This window comes from Pseudoalteromonas sp. AWH4_217 (genome assembly GCF_056161105.1).
The window spans coordinates 205,166-223,704 of the sequence record NZ_JBSWYM010000009.1; the positions used below are offsets into that span (position 1 = coordinate 205,166).

The 18,539-nt window shown below is 44.8% G+C and carries 18 protein-coding genes; 8 read left to right on the forward strand and 10 right to left on the reverse strand.

Annotated elements, in window-relative coordinates; genetic code table 11:
• Positions 1 to 3: 3 nt before the first annotated feature.
• Entirely contained in the window at positions 4 to 1,305 is a 1,302-nt protein-coding gene (locus tag ACXAH1_RS13270) for an alkaline phosphatase (protein ID WP_475197313.1), read from the reverse strand.
• Positions 1,306 to 1,441: 136 nt separating this feature from the next.
• Between ACXAH1_RS13270 and ACXAH1_RS13275 the strand changes: the two genes are divergently transcribed.
• The 3 genes from ACXAH1_RS13275 to rnd all read left to right on the forward strand — a co-directional run bounded on the left by ACXAH1_RS13275 (position 1,442) and on the right by rnd (position 5,269).
• Complete coding sequence (locus ACXAH1_RS13275) at positions 1,442 to 2,326, forward strand: alpha/beta fold hydrolase (RefSeq protein ID WP_475197315.1); 885 nt, start codon at positions 1,442 to 1,444, stop codon at positions 2,324 to 2,326.
• A 122-nt stretch (positions 2,327 to 2,448) separates the two neighbouring features.
• Complete coding sequence (gene fadD / locus ACXAH1_RS13280; protein ID WP_253044834.1) at positions 2,449 to 4,098, forward strand: long-chain-fatty-acid--CoA ligase FadD; 1,650 nt, start codon at positions 2,449 to 2,451, stop codon at positions 4,096 to 4,098.
• A 40-nt stretch (positions 4,099 to 4,138) separates the two neighbouring features.
• Positions 4,139 to 5,269, forward strand: a complete 1,131-nt coding sequence (gene rnd / locus ACXAH1_RS13285; protein ID WP_475197318.1) for a ribonuclease D — start codon at positions 4,139 to 4,141, stop codon at positions 5,267 to 5,269.
• Between the two features lie 51 nt (positions 5,270 to 5,320).
• On the opposite strand, the gene minE is transcribed toward rnd, so the two are convergent.
• From minE to minC, 3 genes are read right to left on the reverse strand one after another with little or no spacing between them, the layout of a single operon-like run.
• Positions 5,321 to 5,584: a cell division topological specificity factor MinE gene (minE, locus tag ACXAH1_RS13290; RefSeq protein ID WP_010381216.1), complete on the reverse strand. Its 264-nt coding sequence runs from the start codon at positions 5,582 to 5,584 to the stop codon at positions 5,321 to 5,323.
• 1 nt (position 5,585) lies between these two features.
• Positions 5,586 to 6,395 carry a septum site-determining protein MinD gene (gene minD / locus ACXAH1_RS13295; RefSeq protein WP_475197321.1) on the reverse strand — a complete coding sequence of 270 codons (810 nt, stop codon included), beginning with the start codon at positions 6,393 to 6,395 and terminating at the stop codon, positions 5,586 to 5,588.
• A 5-nt stretch (positions 6,396 to 6,400) separates the two neighbouring features.
• A complete protein-coding gene (gene minC / locus ACXAH1_RS13300; protein WP_253044826.1) occupies positions 6,401 to 7,102 on the reverse strand; it encodes a septum site-determining protein MinC in 702 nt (233 codons plus the stop codon).
• 143 nt (positions 7,103 to 7,245) lie between these two features.
• On the opposite strand from minC, the gene ACXAH1_RS13305 reads away from it, so the two are divergent.
• Together ACXAH1_RS13305 and ACXAH1_RS13310 are read left to right on the forward strand one after the other, a co-directional pair.
• Entirely contained in the window at positions 7,246 to 7,527 is a 282-nt protein-coding gene (locus ACXAH1_RS13305) for a YcgL domain-containing protein (protein WP_475197324.1), read from the forward strand.
• The gene (locus ACXAH1_RS13310; RefSeq protein ID WP_475197325.1) at positions 7,520 to 8,539 is read left to right on the forward strand and encodes a lytic murein transglycosylase; all 1,020 of its coding nucleotides are present in this window, start codon (positions 7,520 to 7,522) and stop codon (positions 8,537 to 8,539) included. Before ACXAH1_RS13305 ends, ACXAH1_RS13310 begins: the two co-directional genes overlap by 8 nt.
• Positions 8,540 to 8,614: 75 nt before the next feature.
• On the opposite strand, the gene ACXAH1_RS13315 is transcribed toward ACXAH1_RS13310, so the two are convergent.
• The 4 genes from ACXAH1_RS13315 to ACXAH1_RS13330 all read right to left on the reverse strand — a co-directional run bounded on the left by ACXAH1_RS13315 (position 8,615) and on the right by ACXAH1_RS13330 (position 12,374).
• Complete coding sequence (locus ACXAH1_RS13315; protein ID WP_475197328.1) at positions 8,615 to 9,613, reverse strand: cytochrome d ubiquinol oxidase subunit II; 999 nt, start codon at positions 9,611 to 9,613, stop codon at positions 8,615 to 8,617.
• Entirely contained in the window at positions 9,606 to 10,949 is a 1,344-nt protein-coding gene (locus ACXAH1_RS13320; RefSeq protein ID WP_475197330.1) for a cytochrome ubiquinol oxidase subunit I, read from the reverse strand. Before ACXAH1_RS13320 ends, ACXAH1_RS13315 begins: the two co-directional genes overlap by 8 nt.
• Before the next feature lie 121 nt (positions 10,950 to 11,070).
• Positions 11,071 to 11,616: a GbsR/MarR family transcriptional regulator gene (locus ACXAH1_RS13325; RefSeq protein WP_046005214.1), complete on the reverse strand. Its 546-nt coding sequence runs from the start codon at positions 11,614 to 11,616 to the stop codon at positions 11,071 to 11,073.
• 167 nt (positions 11,617 to 11,783) lie between these two features.
• The gene (locus ACXAH1_RS13330; RefSeq protein WP_475197333.1) at positions 11,784 to 12,374 is read right to left on the reverse strand and encodes a carboxymuconolactone decarboxylase family protein; all 591 of its coding nucleotides are present in this window, start codon (positions 12,372 to 12,374) and stop codon (positions 11,784 to 11,786) included.
• 80 nt (positions 12,375 to 12,454) lie between these two features.
• Between ACXAH1_RS13330 and ACXAH1_RS13335 the strand changes: the two genes are divergently transcribed.
• The gene (locus tag ACXAH1_RS13335) at positions 12,455 to 13,036 is read left to right on the forward strand and encodes a MarR family winged helix-turn-helix transcriptional regulator (protein ID WP_475197334.1); all 582 of its coding nucleotides are present in this window, start codon (positions 12,455 to 12,457) and stop codon (positions 13,034 to 13,036) included.
• On the opposite strand, the gene ACXAH1_RS13340 is transcribed toward ACXAH1_RS13335, so the two are convergent.
• Together ACXAH1_RS13340 and ACXAH1_RS13345 are read right to left on the reverse strand one after the other, a co-directional pair.
• Complete coding sequence (locus tag ACXAH1_RS13340) at positions 13,037 to 13,492, reverse strand: nuclear transport factor 2 family protein (RefSeq protein ID WP_475197336.1); 456 nt, start codon at positions 13,490 to 13,492, stop codon at positions 13,037 to 13,039. It abuts the gene before it with no gap.
• Between the two features lie 80 nt (positions 13,493 to 13,572).
• On the reverse strand, positions 13,573 to 13,770 hold the full coding sequence (locus tag ACXAH1_RS13345; protein ID WP_171045226.1) for a hypothetical protein: 198 nt from the start codon (positions 13,768 to 13,770) through the stop codon (positions 13,573 to 13,575).
• Between the two features lie 306 nt (positions 13,771 to 14,076).
• Here ACXAH1_RS13345 and ACXAH1_RS13350 point away from each other — a divergent pair, with 306 nt between their 5' ends.
• Positions 14,077 to 15,681: a sensor domain-containing diguanylate cyclase gene (locus ACXAH1_RS13350; RefSeq protein ID WP_475197338.1), complete on the forward strand. Its 1,605-nt coding sequence runs from the start codon at positions 14,077 to 14,079 to the stop codon at positions 15,679 to 15,681.
• A gap of 271 nt (positions 15,682 to 15,952) precedes the next feature.
• Positions 15,953 to 18,523, forward strand: a complete 2,571-nt coding sequence (locus ACXAH1_RS13355) for a putative bifunctional diguanylate cyclase/phosphodiesterase (protein ID WP_475197339.1) — start codon at positions 15,953 to 15,955, stop codon at positions 18,521 to 18,523.
• The last annotated feature ends 16 nt before the right edge of the window (positions 18,524 to 18,539 follow it).

Here is an 18,539-nt window from a genome sequence, read left to right on the forward strand (position 1 = left end):
GGGTTATTTCGTAATATAAGAAATGAGCTTATCTGCGATCTGGGTATTGTTCAATGACCCGATAAAGGCATCGCGGCCTTCTCCGTAGGCAAAGATTTGCACATCAATGGCGGTGTGGCCCTTTGTCGTCCATCCGGTAAAGCTGGCATCATTGATCAGTTTATTAGTCGCCTTATAGAACGCCTCTTTTGACTCCTTTTGTGCACTTGCCAGATGCTTTTTGGTCTCTTTGTCAAAAGGTAAGCCCGTCAATTCGGTCCAGGAACCAGCCATTAGTTCAGGCTTCATTTCGTACAGGGTATTTGTCAACTCTTTCACTGAGACTTTAACTTTCGCAACAACATCTGCCTTCCATTCATAAACGCCATTACTTCCGAGGGTCAGGCCACCGGTTGAGTGGTCTGCAGTGACAACCAGTAAGGTGTCTGGGTTAGCATCTACATATGCTTTCGCGAGAGAAATCGCGCCGGCGAAATCATCCATCTCTTTCATTGCACAAGCAATATCATTGGCATGACCACACCAGTCAATCTGGCTGCCCTCGATCATGACAAAAAAACCTTGTTCATTATGTTTGTGCAGTAATGAAAGGGTTTTATCGGTCATCGTCGTAAGGCGATTTGGCTGATCGCTATCTATGGCGTGAGGAAACGCTACCTCTGCAAATAACCCTAACGCCGGTAAGCGATTTAGTGAATTCAAATTGTCAAATGAGTCTGCGTATTGATAACCTGCCTGCTTAAACTCATTGACCAGGTTCCTGTCGTCACGAATGAAGTATTTTGTACCTCCACCTAGCATTAAATCGACAGGGAGTTGGTCTGCAACCTTGTTGTCTATGTAGTCATCGGCGATTTCGTCATAGTTGCGGCGTGACTCGTTATGTGCTGCAAAACTCGCTGGTGTGGCGTGGTTTATCTGTGAAGTTGCAACTAATGCCGTCGTCATACCTTGTTCTTTTGCCATTTCAAGCATCGTCTTAAGCGCATGTTTGTGGGTGTCCACAGCGATAGCTCCATTGTAACTTTTAGACGCTGTGCTGAGTGCGGTTGCGCCTGCAGCACTATCTGTGACTACGGTATCATCATCCGGATAGGTGTGTGCCATACCGACGAGTATTGAGTCAAACACAGTGGGTTCAACAACTTTAGTTTCTTTATTGTCTTGCATATAGCGGTAGGCGGTTGTAAACGCAGGCCCCATGCCGTCGCCAATCATGTAAATGATGTTTTTTGGTGCTGCCAGGGCTGTGTTAGGCAAGGTACAGCCCAGTGCGAGCGCAAGAGCGCTAATTTTTCGTATCATAGAAGGTCCTTAATTTTCCCGTGTGTCTGCTCGCCTTAGTGCCAGGGTAATCACTGTTGATGGGTGATTAATGCTTTGCACGCGAGCCAGAATGCGTAGAATATTAATGTAAAGTGTTCAATAAGAATATGAATTTATGTTGATTGCTAATAAAAATAAGATAAAACAAGGGAAAGTTGCCGGGCTCGCTTACCAGGAGCTGGGCAAGGGGAAGCGGACGGTATTGATGCTTCACGGCTGGCAGGATAATAGTAACAGCTTTGTGCCTATGCTTTCGAAATTGCCAAGTGACCAGCTTGCAGAATTCAGGTTTATAGCCTTAGATTTCCCAGGGCACGGCCAATCAAACTGGCGAGGCCCAGACGCTCATTATTATTTTGTTGAATATGTTTATGATATCTTGAGTTTTATTCGTTATATGGACATTGAGCGTTGTGATATTGTCGGCCATTCAATGGGCGCCTTGGTTGGGGGCTTGTTTACCAGCTTATATAAAGAAAAAGTCGAGTCGTTGACTTTGATCGATGGTATAGGGCTTTTGTACCAAAGTGATAAAAATGCCAGGCAACAGTTGCTACAGGCATTTACGTCGCGAGACTCATTAGATAAAAACTTTGATGCGCCAAGGCGACTTTTTGCTGACAAGCAGGCCATAATTAAGGCAAGGGTGAAAGTGAGTGATTTCAGCGAAGAAATTGCTGCTATATTAATGGAGCGAAATATTGCCATGTGTGAGGAGGGGGCCCGGTTAACAACAGACCCAAAATTGAAACTACCCTCGACAACGCGTTTTTCGCGTGCTCAGGCGCTAAACTTGCTGCAAGACATTGAAACACCCACTTTAGCAGTAATGGGGGCGTCTGGTTTTGCGCAGATGAAGCATAGTTTGACACAATTTTCTGATTGTTTTAAAAGGTTTACGTGTATTGAAGTCGATGGTGGGCACCACTGTCATATGGAAAATCCGGAGCAAGTGTTAGAGAAGATCTTAACGCATATTAAACATCCGAACCTTTCCTGATTGTATATTTATGCCAAATGTGGGACCATCCCAGCTTTAGAGTATTTACTCAATTGTTTATGTACCTTAATTATATTAAGGTAAGTTCAATATAAAAAATAACGAGAACACAGGAGCTAAGAGTGGAAAAAATCTGGTTAAAGCGCTACCCCGAAGGGATGCCGGAAACAATCGACCCAGAACACTACAACTCGCTGCTAGAATTATTCGACAACAGTTTTAAAGAGTTTGGCCAGTTACCAGCGTATAGTAACATGGGCAAAACAATGACTTACCAACAAGTTGATGAAGCGACCAAGGCCGTTGCCAGTTACATCCAAAATACCCTTAAACTAGGTAAAGGGGATAAAGTAGCGGTTATGATGCCAAATCTGTTACAAACACCAGTAACAATTCTGGGTGTGCTACGAGCCGGTTGTACCGTGGTGAACGTAAATCCGCTGTATACGGTGCGAGAGCTCGAACATCAACTTAATGATTCTGAAGCGAAAGCAATATTTATACTGGCGAACTTTGCGCATACCCTTGAAAAGGCATTACCTACAACGGGCGTTAAGCACATCGTCGTAACACAAATTGGAGATATGCTGGGTGGGTTCAAAAAGCATTTAGTCAACTTTGTGGTCAAAAAGCTAAAGAAAATGGTCCCAGACTATACGCTTCCAGATGCTTTACCTTTTGCACACGCAATGAGCGCAGACCCAGCTCACTATAAGGCACCTGATATCACGCTGAACGACCTCGCGTTTCTTCAGTACACAGGCGGCACAACGGGTGTATCTAAAGGGGCAATGTTGACTCACGGAAACATGGTTGCAAACCTTGAACAGGTATCAGGTTGCCTTGATAAAGTACTTGATAAAGGGCGTGAAGTCGTAATCACAGCATTGCCGCTGTATCATATTTTCGCATTAACTGCGAATTGCCTCACCTTTATGAAATATGGTGGCCACAACATACTGATCACTAACCCTCGCGACATGCCTGGCTTTGTCAAAGAGCTTTCAAAGTATCCATTTACGGCCATTACGGGTGTAAACACTTTATTTAACGGGTTGTTGAACACACCAGGATTCTCAGAGCTAGATTTCTCTACCTTAAAAATGTCGCTTGGTGGCGGTATGGCGGTACAGCGTCCGGTTGCTGAGCGGTGGCAGACAGTGACTAAAAGCAAGCTGATGGAAGGCTATGGCCTGACAGAATGCGCGCCTTTGGTTACCATTTGCCCCTGGGATCTTGACGGCTACAATGGCTCAATCGGTTTACCAGCACCAAGTACTGAACTTAAAGTTATCAATGACAGCGGAGAAGAAGTGCCGTTGGGTGAACCAGGTGAGCTATGTGTGAAGGGCCCGCAAGTTATGGCTGGTTACTATAATCGTCCCGATGCAACGGCTGAATGCTTGCAAGACGGTTGGTTCGCAACCGGTGATATTGCCATCTACGATGAAGAAGGCTTCTTCTATATCGTTGACCGTAAGAAAGATATGATCTTAGTGTCTGGTTTTAACGTGTTTCCGAATGAAATAGAAGAAGTGGTTGCGATGCATGATGGTGTGCTGGAAGTGGCTGCTGTAGGTGTACCACATGAGGTCAGTGGCGAACAGGTTAAAGTTTTTGTCGTGCGAAAGGATCCATCTTTGACAGAAAAAGATATAATAGGTCATTGTCGCGATAAGCTAACCAATTATAAAGTCCCTAAGTTGGTCGAATTCAGAGATGAATTACCAAAGACCAATGTCGGCAAAATATTGCGTAGGGCATTAAAGTAAGAAGAAACCGGCGAAAGCCGGTTTTTTATAGGGAGTAAATGTGCAGTATCAATTTATCCAGCAGCAAGCCGAGCTCGATGCCTTTACAGGAAAAATCTCAGACAGTCAGGTCCTGGCGATAGACACGGAGTTTATGCGTCGCAGAACCCTGTATCCTGAGATTGCCTTAATCCAGGTCTATGATGGCGAGCATCTGGCGCTGATTGACCCCTTATGCGAGCTTGATTTTTCAGGGTTATGGCATTTACTTCGTGATGAAAGCATTGTGAAAGTGTTGCATTCGCCCTCTGAAGACATTGAAGTCTTTCAAAAGTTTGCGGGCTTTGTGCCAACCCCTTTATTTGACACTCAGTTTGCACTTCAGTTACTTGGTGAGGGCAATTGTGTGGGCTTTGCAAATATGGTTAAGTCAATGCTCGATATTGAGCTCGATAAGAGTATGTCCAGAACCGATTGGCTTAAACGCCCGCTGCAGGCAAGTCAACTAGAATATGCGGCAGCAGACGTATTCTATTTGCTTCCTTGCTATGAAGAGATCAGCAGTAAAATAGCTGACAGAGGCCTGACTGACATAGTGATCTCAGAATCTCAGCTTATTGCTGATAAACGTGCTTTCAAAACGCCAAATGCTTATCTGTATCTCAATATTAAAAATGTCTGGCAATTAAAGCCCAGAGATCTGGCTGTTCTTCGTGAACTTGCAAGCTGGCGGCAGAACAAAGCTGAGAAAAAGAATCTTGCGCTTAACTTCGTACTCAAAGAGCACAATATGGTAGAGATTGCGAAACGCAGACCGAGCTCTCTAAACAGCCTGCGAAATATTCCTGGTGTTGAGTCTATGGAAGTGAACCGCTCGGGCAAAGAAATATTGGCGTGTATTGAAGCAGGAAAAGCAGTCGCAGAGTCTGAATGGCCAGCGCGCGTTCAGCGACTGATTGATTATCCAGGTTACAAGGGTGCTGCAAAGGAGATAAAACAGACAATCTCTGAAGTCGCCAAGCAAAAGAATATTCCGTTGGATGTGTTCGCATCTAAAAAGCAAATTAATCAGGTTATCGGGTGGAACTGGAAGTTGGACGATGAGCAAAGGAATACTTTTATGAAGCCAGATTTGTTTCTTGGCTGGCGTCACGACGTGCTAAAAGACGCACTGTCTAAGTGGCAAATATGAGTCGCTGAAAAAGAAAAACGCCGCGTATTAGGCGGCGTTTCTGTTTAGATGTTATTTTTGCTCATCATCGGGCAACGTGACATTGAGTTCCAGTACAGCTAGATCATCTTCATTCTGCTCAAACTGCACATTGACCGCATCTGAGTCAACCTTGACATACTTACGGATCACTTCGAGAATGTCTTGTTTTAGTTGTGGCAGATAATCGGGAGTGCCTCGCTTAGAGCGTTCATGGGCAACGATTATTTGTAGCCGCTCTTTAGCCAGCGATGCGCTGGACTTTTTCTCGGATCGAAAATAATCAAGTAAAGACACATTAACCTCCAAAAATCCGCTTTAGCAGTCCTTTCTTTTCAACACTTAAAAACCTGAAGTCGACGATTTCGCCTAGCAAACGATTGATGGCATCACTATATGCTTGGCCTGCATCCGACTCTGTATCCAGGATAACGGGTTGTCCTGAGTTAGATGCATTTAATACCGCTTTAGACTCAGGGATGACGCCAAGTAAATCGATGGCCAAAATTTCCTGGACGTCTTCGACTGATAACATGTCGCCACTTTCGACTCGCTCTGGGTTGTAACGGGTAAGCAACAAATGCTCTTTGACCGGCTCAAGGCCATCTTCCGCACGTTTTGATTTACTTTGCAAAATACCCAAAATGCGATCTGAGTCACGCACAGAGGAGACTTCAGGATTCGTTGTAACAATTGCTTCGTCTGCGAAATATAAGGCCATCATTGCACCGGCCTCAATGCCTGCAGGTGAATCGCAGATGATGAAATCGAAGTCTTCCGACATCTCTTTTAATACGCGCTCAACGCCTTCTTTCGTCAGAGCATCTTTGTCGCGAGTTTGTGAAGCTGGCAAAATATAAAGCTTCTCAACACGCTTATCTTTTATCAGTGCCTGATTCAAATTGGCTTCGCCATTAATGACGTTGACAAAATCATAGACGACGCGACGTTCACAGCCCATGATAAGATCTAAGTTACGCAGGCCAATATCAAAGTCGATAATGGCTGTTTTGTATCCTTTAAGTGCCAGACCTGTACCGATCGCTGCACTTGATGTGGTTTTGCCTACACCACCTTTACCTGAAGTTACGACAATAATCTTTGCCATCTGAATTATCCTTTGACCAATGCTGTTAATTCTAATGATTCGTTATTTTGTGAAATCTGGCAGGCTTTGCCCCAGTGTTCTCCTTGTAAAGAGTCACTGATCCAATAACTGCCACCTACTGAAACAAGTTCTGCTTCAAGCTTTTGGCAGTAAATGCTAGCCTCGTGATTTCCTTGCGCACCAGCAATAGCACGCCCTCTGAGCGTGCCATAGATGTGAATATTGCCATCGGCAATGACCTCCGCCCCATGACTGACAGCCCCCAGTACAATGAGGTCCCGATCCTTCGCATAAATTTGTTGCCCAGATCGAACTGTGCTGTTGATAACCTGGGCGCCGAGATAGACTTCTTTTTCTACCACCTGCGTGTCAGGGCTGTCCTGAGTCACAGGTTTAACGTCTTTAGTATAGTTAAGTACGGACAAGCCAATTTCTTTCGCCTCAGCATTATGCTGTTCTGTACCGTTACATATACCAACCGGATTCAGTGCCAGCTCTGCAAGAATGCGTTTTAAATCGCTGAGGACAATGCTCTGTTCCTGGACGTCGGCAAGATTGATGACGATAGGCGCTCCTTTAAAAAATTTAGGAGCCTGGGAAATTTTATCACTCAGTTGTTGCTTTACATTGCCAAGGTCGGCGTCGAAGAGGTGTAAAACTGAGAGTGTAAACAGGTTTCCCTTCAATTCAAAAGACTGTGTAGACATAAGCGCTCAATACCAGTGCGAACTCTGATTAATATTGTTCTGACCCCGTACTCTGTACGTTTGAGAGTCGCAAAACTTTCCAAATATTATATAGGTCATGGTATAGTGCTGCTCTCAGATTAGCAAGATTTTATAGGGTTATAATGCTAGCCGCAGTATATAAAAGTAGTAAAAAAGCCGATACTTATCTTTTTATTGAAAAACGAGACGATTTTAGCAAAGTCCCTGACCCTTTAATGGCGACTTTTGGTACGCCTATATTCGTAATCATTGTGGATTTAGCAAAACGCACCAGACTCGGGGTTGCTGATTTAAGTAACGTTAAGCAAAAATTAATCGACGATGGGTTTTATTTGCAGCTGCCGCCTCCACAAGAAAATCTTCTGGACGAATTAAAAAGACAAAACGGAGTAAAAAGTGACTAAAACACTATCCGCAATATTAGTATCTTTATGTCTGGCATCGCAAACCGTTAAAGCAGATGATCAGGCGCGCTTTGATAGTTACGTAGAGGTGCTAAAAGCTGAAGCCCTGGAAAGAGGCTATGAGCAGGCTCTGATTGAAAGGGCGTTTAGTACGGTCAAATTTAAAAAGAAAGTGATTAAACAGGATAAGAACCAGCCTGAAATAGTTGAAACGCTGGAAACTTATTTGCCTAAACGCGTACCAGACTGGAAAGTTCAGCGAGCAAGAAAGCTGTACAAAGAAAACAAAGAGCTGCTGGATAAAATCAGCCAAGACTTTGGCGTTCAGGGTCGCTTTATTGTTGCATTATGGGGACTAGAAAGTAGTTTTGGTCGCGTACAGGGCGGCTACCCTGTGATCAGCTCACTCGTTACTTTGGCGTTTGATGGTCGTCGTGAAGCGCTCTATAAACGTCAGTTGTGGGCCGCGCTTGACATTCTCAAAGATGGCCATGTCGATATTGACAACTTCAAGGGCTCATGGGCCGGCGCCATGGGCCAATCTCAGTTTATGCCAACTTCTTTTAATTCTTATGCTGTCGATTATAACAATGATGGTAAAAAGGATATCTGGACCAGCAAAGAAGATGCATTAGCATCGATAGCAAACTACCTGAAAAGTGTGGGGTGGAATGACAATCTGACCTGGGGGCGTCAGGTAAAGTTACCAGAAGATTTCCCGAGTCAGTATGTGCTCAAACGCGGTTCGAAAAACCACAAGCAATGGCTTGAATTCTGGCGCGATTCTGAGCGCTCACTCGAAGAGTGGCAAAATCTTGGTGTCAGGCGTACAGATGGCACCGACTTACCTAAGGTAAATATTAGCGCTGCGTTAGTCATGCCCGATGACATGAACGGTCGTATGTATCTGGCTTACAACAACTATAAAGCGCTCATGAACTGGAACCGCAGCTACTATTTCGCAACCAGTGTAGGTTATTTATCTGACCGTATCGGCTATCCGAAAATTTAGCCGTCCAGGTAAAAAACTAAAATAAAAAAGGCAGCGTGCGGGCTGCCTTTTTGGTTGGGCTAATGCAAGTGAAAATCAGTAGTAGCTCAGGTCCTGAGTTTTTCCCCAGAAAACCCGATAAGAAAACAACGTATAGCCAATGATAGCCGGCACCACCAGCACTACGCCGTAGAGCATAAAGGTGAGGGCAGACGGATCGGCAAGAGCCTCGAATATGGTGAGCGTACCTGGTACAACATATGGGAAGAAGCTGTATACCAGGCCAAAGAAGCACAGTAAAAATATCATCACTGTGATGGCAAAAGGTAACCAGCAACCATGGCTAGGGTTATCATTGAGTTTTACTAACACTCTGTCCTGTATGACAAAGAACACCATGCAGATCAATGGCAGCGGCAGCAGTAACAGGCTTATCTCGGACCCAAACCAGCGCGTCTGAACGTAGGCATTAATCAGTGGGTTGACCACAGAGACCGCCAGTACCCCCAGCAAAGCAATGAGGTTACTTAGCCGACACCAGCGTATGGCTGAATGCTGAATGTCACCTTCGCACTTCATAATTAACCAGCCAGCCCCTATTAAGGTGTAAGCAGCTATAACGCCGACTCCGCTGAGCGCAGCAAACAGGTGACTCGCAAGGCTGTGTTCAAATGACATCACATACAGACCCAGCATATACCCTTGCGTAAACGCGGTGATGAGACTGCCCAGCTTAAAACAGCGATCCCAGGTTTGCCGATAACGGGTTTTCGCTTTGGCGCGAAAATCGAAAGCGACGCCTCTTAGAATTAATCCCAACAGCATAAAGGCGATGGGTAAATAGAGCGCCTGCAAGATAATCGAGTGGGCAGTGGGGAATGCGATTAATGCAAGGCCAACAGCTAGCACCAGCCAGGTTTCATTGGCATCCCAGAAAGGACCAATTGACGCTATCATAGTATCCGCAGCGGGCTTATTTTTGCCTGGCAACAAAATACCGACCCCCAGATCATAGCCGTCCAATACAGCGTAAACGATAATCGCCAGTGCCATCAGCGCACTATAGAGCAAAGCAAGATATTCGGCGCTAAACATATTGACCTCCCTGAGCTAGTGTTGTCTGATACTCTTCAACTTGTACTGCATTACGCGCTGTATAGAACAACGTCTTTATGTATGCTGCCAGCAAAATGGCATATAAAGTGAGGTAGCCGATCAGGGTCAGTAAGACATGTTCGCTGGGGACATGTGTAACCAGCTCCTCTATCTTAACCAGACCATTTACCATAAATGGCTGGCGACCAATCTCAGTGACATACCAGCCCGCCAGCGTGGCAATCCACCCTGAAAATGTCATGACTACTAAAGCTTTCAGCTGCCAGATTGGGAGAGTCGAGCGTTTCCACAGGGTGTAGCGAGTTACCAAGGCGACGAGTATCATTAAAACGCCCATACCTACCATGATCCTAAAGCCAAAAAACACAGGTTTAACCGGAGGATGTTCCCCTTTAAATTCATTAAGGCCCTTGATTTCGCCTTGTGCATCGTGTGTCAGGATCAGGCTAGCCAAATTAGGAATGGCGATTTCAAAGTGATTGGTTCTGGTTTGCTCATCCGGTATGGCAAAGAGCAACATAGGCGCACCTTGTTCGGTTTCCCAGACACCTTCCATCGCGGCCACTTTTTGAGGCTGGTGCTCGAAGGTGTTCAGACCATGCAGATCGCCGACAAACATTTGCATCGGGGCGAGTAGGGCTGCGACCGTAAGCGATACTTTCAAGGTTAGTTTAGGGGCGTGCTTATGGTCCTCTTTAAGCAGTCGATAAGCACTTATTCCAGCCATCAGAAAAGACGCGGTGAGCCCGCTTGCCAGTAACATATGGAAAAAGCGATAACCGAATGATGGATTGAAGATGATCTCAAACCAGTCTTTGGGATAGAAAACCCCATCGACAAGCGTGTATCCAGTCGGGGTTTGTAGCCAGCTGTTTAAAGACAAAATCCAAAAAGCCGACAATGTGGTGCCTATGGCTACTATCAGTGTCGCAAAGGTATGCAGGCGTGGACTGACACGTTTCATGCCAAATAGCATAATGCCTAAAAAGGTCGCTTCCATAAAAAAGGCGGTAAGTACTTCGTAGCCCAGTAAGGGTCCAGCTATATTGCCGACGCGTTCCATAAAGCCGGGCCAGTTGGTGCCAAACTGAAAAGACATGGTGATACCACTGACTACTCCGAGTGCAAAAGTAAGGGCAAATATCTTAACCCAAAACCGATAGGCCCGAAGCCAAACCGCTTCGCCGGTCCGGTCATAACGGAACTTGAAGAGCACCAGAAACCAGGCCAAAGCGATGGTGATGGTAGGAAAAAGAATATGAAAGCTTATATTTGCCGCAAATTGAATACGCGACAACAGTAGGGTATCAAGCATGACGCACCTCGCATATTATATCAGCCTAACCGGGCCTGAGTCAGGCAAACGGAAACTGATACGACTGTAGTGCGCGGGCACGAACCGCGCACAATGAAAAAATCCTTTTCAAAAGCCACTCTTAGGACTTTCTGAGTAGCTTGTCCTTCAAATCAATCACCTTGCTGACCGATGAGCCAAGTTTCATCAAGGATTGCAACTGCTCGGGTGTTAACCGTTGCAGTTCAGCAGACCACTTGGTCACTGTTTCCAGCAAGTCGTGGATAGATTGCATTTGCTCTTGCGCGTATTTCTCTTCTGGTGAATTCGCGCTGTCGAGAATTTGATCGCGCAACAAGGTCAGGGTAGGGTCAATTTCACGTTTACGGCGTTCTTCAAAAACGCGGTTTGCCAGGTCCCAAATACTGCCATTTGGCGAATAGTATTCTTTTCTGTCCCCGGGAATATGGTGGACCTTAACCAGTTGCCATGATTGCAGCTCCTTGATCCCCATGCTGACATTGCCTCGAGAGATCTTGAGAGCTTCAGCAATCTCGTTGGCCGTTAAAGGCTTTTCGTTAATGACCAGCAGGCCAACCATTTGTCCAATGGTGCGATTGAAGCCCCAGCGGCTTCCCATCTCTCCACAATGGAGAACGAAGTTTTCGATTTTAGGTGATAGCTGCATTATTAAAGTTTCAGTAATTATTGAAACTTTAATATATAGTGCGTTTTGATTTGGATCAAGCCAAATATTCAACTAATTTAGAGGGCAAGAGAAGTTAAAAAATGGGAAAGCACAGATGTTTACTTTCCCATCGGTTGAAGGATGTTCTTATCTTGGATATTACGCCTTTATTCAGCGTGTTTACCTGTTTCCCAACGCTCATTCAGCAACGTTTGACCTGCATCAATGGCGCCTGGCTCTAACGTGGTCGCCATTGAGTCATTCCAGCGATTCAAATAACCAAATAACGCGATCACGCCAAGGATCTCGACAATTTCGCCGTCATTCCAGTGCGCCTGCATTGCGGCTTCAATGTGTGCATCTACAGCATTGGGTACACTTGATGCGGCGAGGGCAAATTCAAATGCCGCTTTTTCAGCTTCTGTGTACACCTCGCTTTCACGGAACTGCCAGATTTGATCCAATCTTTCGTCAGTACCACCGTAACGTTGTGCCGCAAGGATGGTATGTGCTTCGCAGTATCGACAGCCAGTGTTCGCACTGGTGATATACCCTATCAGTCTTTTAAGTTCTGATGTAACCCGGCCATGGTTTTCCATGACTGCCTTGTTCAGGTTGATGAAGGCACGGGCAATGGCAGGTCGAATTTGCATGGTCAGCACACTGTTGGGGCAAAAACCAAGTGTCTCATTAAAAAACTTTGCTAATTCTGCGACTTCCTGATCATGTTCTTGTGACAATGGGTTAACTAAAGGCATACTGTTTTCCTGTTAATGTTTATATGTTGCATATGCAACAACTATATGTGTAGAGGTACAAATTGTCCAGTGACAATGAAATGAAAATTGCCATTGCCAACAGAAAACGCGCTTTGGCGGTAACAAACCTTAAAGACGAAGCGCTTGATTTGGCTGCTCACGTACCCTTCCAGGTTGCTGTTGTAAGTAACCTCTTGTCACTCGATCGTGATCCGGTAATTCGTTCTTTGACTGAGCTTAATACAAGGGAACTGCGTGTTTTGCTTAACGTGGGATCTTATGGGCCAATTACTGCTGCTGAAGTCAGCTATCAATCCCGGCTTGATCCCTATTCAGTTACGCGTGCGGTAAACGTCTTATTGAAGCTTGGATTGGTTCAGTCAAAAGAAATAACAGGTAAAAGCAAACCTGTTGTACTAACCGCAGAAGGAAAAAGTATTTATGACAAAGTCACAGCACACGTACGTAAAAGGGAAGAAATGCTTACAGCGCATATGACCGAAGACGAAAAGGCGTTACTAGAGACTCTGTTGATGAAGCTTGAGCTCACAGCAGAAGAAATACTGGCAAATGAAGTGACTGAAATGGAAGCACAAGGGCAAGTGGTGACCCGTGACCACAAAGAAATGCTACGTTGGCATAAACGTAGCAGACACGGTTAATCAGAGCACACCTATGCGGTCGATAACGACATTCCGGCTGTCGAATAAACAGCGTGCTGAGTCATAGCTAAAGGTATCAAGATAACGACCGTTGATGATTTTTGTCGTGGCTGGCTTAGCCTTGTCCTTTAGTAGCAGGATGAAATGTGATTCTGCCTCAAGTTGGTTATGGTTACGGTAGAAACTGGATGATGTCATCATATGAATGGTATTCGTGGTGTGGCGCGCTTTATCAAATCGCTCGACTATTTGCGTTTTACCATTTAATTCGATATTGAGTTTCTCAACTGTAAAACGGGCGTCGTCAGTGAACAGGTTAGCATATTGTGTGGTTGTGCCTGTATCGCGAATTTGTGGGTACGCATATACAAGTGTCTTGCAGGTGTTTTCTTCGGTTGGGTTGTCAAATGATGTACAACCGCCAGCAAATAGCAGTGGCAGGAGCAGACGATACATGTGTATGGCCTCTGTTAATTAAGTGTATGTGGATGATTACACAAAATTAATCAGGGGCCAAGACGGGAATATGAGTTGCCTCAGTGCTTTTTGTGAGCTTGTTTACTTGCGTTTCTAAAAGCCTCTCGAGCGGCAATCATGCGGTATCCAAGTGCACAGGCAATGTAGACAAGCACTAGTGCACTGCCTGCAAGTAAGGTTTCTTTATCCTGAACGAACATCCATAACATTGCTAACGCGATACTCGCAAAAGTAAAGTGTGTAACGAGTGGGTTCATTCTGGCTTTCTTTTTCATTTCAATAAAACTGGCATGGCTAAATATCGACCATATTATAAATCACATTATTCAGATGTGATAGTAATTTCCGCTTTTTATTATTTTATGTGGTCATAAAGTGCTGCTTTTTGGTTCATGCCTCATCCTTTGCTTTATTCTTCTTATCTCTGTGCCAACACCTTGGTTCTAAAATCGTAGATGGGAATGAATTAGGCACAGAGAATTTGACCCAGAATAAGTTCTTCATCCTGCGATATTTTACAATGATACAGGTCGCAACGACTGTGCTTATAGAGGGAGGATGTAGTGAAGGCAACCGAACGTAGAAAGCTGGGCCTTAAGCAACTTATATTATTGCTGGTAAGTGCTGGGATCGTTTTGTCCGTTTATAGTGCGCTCATGGCAAGCTATCGTGTGCATGAGCGCGCTTTTATTAAAGATACTTTGGCTTCGAATCAGGCTTATGCTGAAAAGCTAGCAGAAGTCACTGAGTTGTTTTTACAGTCCTTAAATAGTCAGTTGAGGGTAAGTGCTGGCCATATTGCAAATCACTTTGAAGATCGTAAAGCGATAGATACGGAATTAGCACGGTTACTGGCTCAAACCAATAGTTTTGACTCTTTGGTTGTCATAAATGCTCAGCGCAAAGTCATCTCAGCTCAGCCTTCGACCCTTGAGCTAACTGGGCTTACCTTAGACTCGTCTTTAGCACTGCCTATTGAGCTACAAGCGCCTTATATTCTCGATCCATTTGTGTCGCCGGCGGGTAATCTTATGGTGAGTCCGACCTTTCCAATTTTTGCAACTGACGGGACATATCTTGGCTTTATCGCTGGAGGTATTTATCTGCAGGGCGATACCATCTTAAACCAGCTTTTGGGCACACACCATGTCTCAGAGCACTCGTATGTATATGTAATAGATAAAGATAAACGTCTCATCTATCACAGAAATAATAACCGGGTAGGCGAGCGAATCGTCGGCAATCTCGCAGTGAACAAGGTACTAAGAGGCGAATCTGGCGCGACAGAAACCGTAAATAGTCAGGATGTTAATATGCTGGCTGGTTTTGCTCCGATATCCAGCACTGGCTGGGGAATTGTGAGTCAACGCGCGCTGACCAGTATCGTTGCTCAACTGAATTTGACACACAAAGATGTACTTTATTCAACATTACCATTCGCGCTGGCAATCTTATGCGTCACATTAATCGCCGGGTTTGTCATTGCCAGGCCTCTTGCTTTGTTGGCCCAAAACGTTAGCTCTTTGAGCCCACGTAATTTGCGCTGTATTGATCAGACGCCCGCCTGGTATTTCGAGGCTGAAAATTTAAAGTCGGCGATCCTTAATAGCTCTGAGCTGCTTGGTCAGGAGATAAAAGAACTGGAACAAGACAGAAAAATGGATCCGCTGACCAAGCTCAACAACCGCTTTGCCATGCAGCTTTGGCTGGACAATGTAAAAACAATGCAATACCAGTTTTCAGTACTTGCTTTGGATGTGGATCACTTTAAATCTATCAATGACGAGTTTGGTCATGGAGCCGGCGACGACGTGTTGTGCGCACTTGCATGTGTTATGAAGAAAAATGCCAGATGTCACGACTTTGTTTGTCGAAGCGGCGGTGAAGAGTTTCTGGTTTTTATGCCATTTGTTGATGAAAAGCGGGCTTATAGTATCGCTGAGCGTTTGCGCATTGCGATAAGCGAACACCCCATGTCAATTCCAAGGCAGGTCACCGTGTCAATTGGTATTGCCAGTTGGCCTGTGAATCGCAAAAGCATTGAGGAAACACTTGAAATGGCAGACAAGGCGCTTTATCAGGCCAAGCGCAATGGCCGCAACAGGACATGTCGGGCAAAGGTCCACAGCGATGCTGCGAACAATGATGTTGCACAACATGCAGTTTGAGGTACATATGTGAAAAACATTGTACCGTTTAATAAAGGAGTGTTTGAACATGCTACTATGTTGTGATATGAATAATATCATATTACTGGTCAGACGTTATAGTTGTTACATTAACCTGATCACGACAAGCACAGGGATTGACGATGCTCAGAAAAAAGTTCGATTTATTGATCTGTATCGAGAATAAGACTTGCTTTTAATTCTATCATTGCAATTTATAAAAATACCTGTTGATATTGAAAACAATAAAATATAAGAACTTAGCCGAAAAATGACTTTTTCATTCAGTACTTTTTACAATTTGTGCAGCAGCGAGGCGCGCTATGAGCTGGCGCTCGATTTGATCTATGAGAAGTTCAAACCGGCGCATTGCTTGATTGGCAAATTCATTGATGCGGACACGCGTGTTAAAACGGTTGCTTATTCTGTCGATGGGAAAAGGTCAAATGATATCATCTATGATCTTGAAGGAACGCCCTGCAACGATGCAAAAACCAGCCAGGGCGTGTGCTCCATTAGCTGTAACCTGCAGCAGATGTACGCGGAAGATGAAATCCTTAAAATATTTGATATTGATGGCTATTTGGGTGTTACATTACGTGCGCTTGATCATAAGCCGATAGGGATTATGGTCTGTCTATTTGATGAAAAAGTAGAGGTGAGTGACGAGGACCGCCATTGGTTCAGAGAGTTGAGCTTACTAGTCGGGGCTGAGCTCAATCATAATCTAGAGATTGCAGCACAGCAGATCCTGGTAAAGCAATTGGCAAAAGGTGAACGTATAGCAAAGCTGAGTTCCTGGACGTGGAATATCAGCCGAGACAAGCATGTGTTTAGTCATGAAATGCGTCGTTTACTGCAGCACAGAGAAGAAACCCTAACGCTAGACGACTTTACTGATTGTTTAACTGAAGCGGATCAAAAACGGCTCAGAGTGATTATCCAAAAGCTCAGGACCGGTCATTTAGATTATATTGATGTGAATGTCACTCACAAAAAACGCACTAATTTAAGGGGTCTATACAGAATCATTGGTCGTGTTGAACAGTGTGAAGAGCAGCGCGACGAACGTGTATTTAGCGCCACGGTGCAAGATGTTACCTATATTTATTCTTTGAATAAGCAGCTGGAACTAACCAATGTCGTGTTCGAGCATGCTACAGAGGCCATCATGATCACCGATGGGGACAACAAGATCATCATGGTGAACAGGGCATTTGAGCGTCTGACGGGCTATACCGGTCATGAGTTGATGGGACGCGATCCATCAGTACTGTCTTCAGGTCAGCATAGTAACGACTTTTATCATAAAATGTGGAACAGCTTGATGAGTGCCGGTTGCTGGAAAGGGGAAATATTTAACCGCCGTAAAAACGGTCAGATTTTTCCGGAAGAGTTAACGCTGAGTCTGGTGAAAGATGAACAAGGCGAAATACTGAATTATGTTGCCATTTTCCGCGACATTACTGAGTGGAAGCGCAATGAGGCGCAGCTGACCTTTTATGCAAACCATGAGCCCCTGACCGCATTGCTGAATCGGCGCTGTTTCATCGATATAGTTGAAGAAAAAATATCTGCCAGTCGCAGTCTGCATACACCTTGCTCTTTGTTGTTTATTGGCCTTGATCACTTCAAGGAAGTAAATGATATCTACGGTCCGGAAATAGGCGACAAAGTGCTCGTGTCGGTCGCAAAAAGGCTTAGAAACGGCATCAGAGAGAATGATACGATATCCCGTTATGGCGGCGATGAATTTGCTATCTTACTTGACAACACTGACGTAAAAAGCGCCTTGCAGGTTGCCAAAAAGCTCAGTGATAAGATTAAACAGCCATATGTTTTCAATGATTTGACCGTTGAACTCAGTGCAAGTACCGGGATAGCGCAACTGGAAAATAGAGGCAGAATTACCGCTGCCAAATTTATACGCAACGCAGCACATGCATTGGAGAGTGCGAAGAAAACTCATCGAGGACATGTTGCTTTACATAATGCCGCTATCCAAAATGCTTATCTGAATAAGGTCAAGCTCAAGGACAAGCTTAAAGCGGCACTGAAAGCAAACTTACTGACCGTTTACTATCAGCCGATAGTTGATGTACAGCGCAGAAAAATCGTTAAGTTTGAAGCGCTGGTAAGGTGGTTCGATGACGAACAAGGTATGGTATCACCCGGAACCTTCATTCCCATCGCAGAGGAATTTGGCTTAATTCATATGATAGGGCAGTTTGTGTTGGAAAAAGCCTGTCAGGATCTCAAAGCGTTACATCTGCATGGGTATGACGATGTCAGTATTTCTATTAACCGATCGGTTAATGAGTTCAAGACGAGCAACGATCAGTTCAAACTCGTTACCGAAGCCATTTCCAACGCCGGGGTTCCATTTGAGAAAGTCACGCTTGAGGTTACTGAGTCTATGGCGACGAACCGCTACACTTGGGAACTACTTTCTAAATTAAGAGAGCAGGGCGTGAAAATCGCGCTTGATGACTTTTGTACTGGTTACTCCTCTCTTAGTCACCTGATAGAAAATCAGGTTGACTACTTGAAAATAGATAAGTCGTTTGTAGATAGTCTAATGGCAGACAGAAACAAAAAGGTGATGATTAGCTGCTTGCTTAATCTGGCTGAAGAGCTGGGTATTAAAGTTATTGCTGAAGGGGTGGAGTCTCAGAGTCAACTGACTATGCTGGAACAACTGGGTTGTCATCATATACAGGGCTTTTACTACAGCCCGGCTCAGCCTTTATCTGCTTGCCTGAGGTTATTACAAGAGTTTAACTCCGGTCAGGTGTTTAACGATGAACTTATCTATATCAGTAAATCGTCACAGCAACATTAATGAGCAAGGGGCCTGA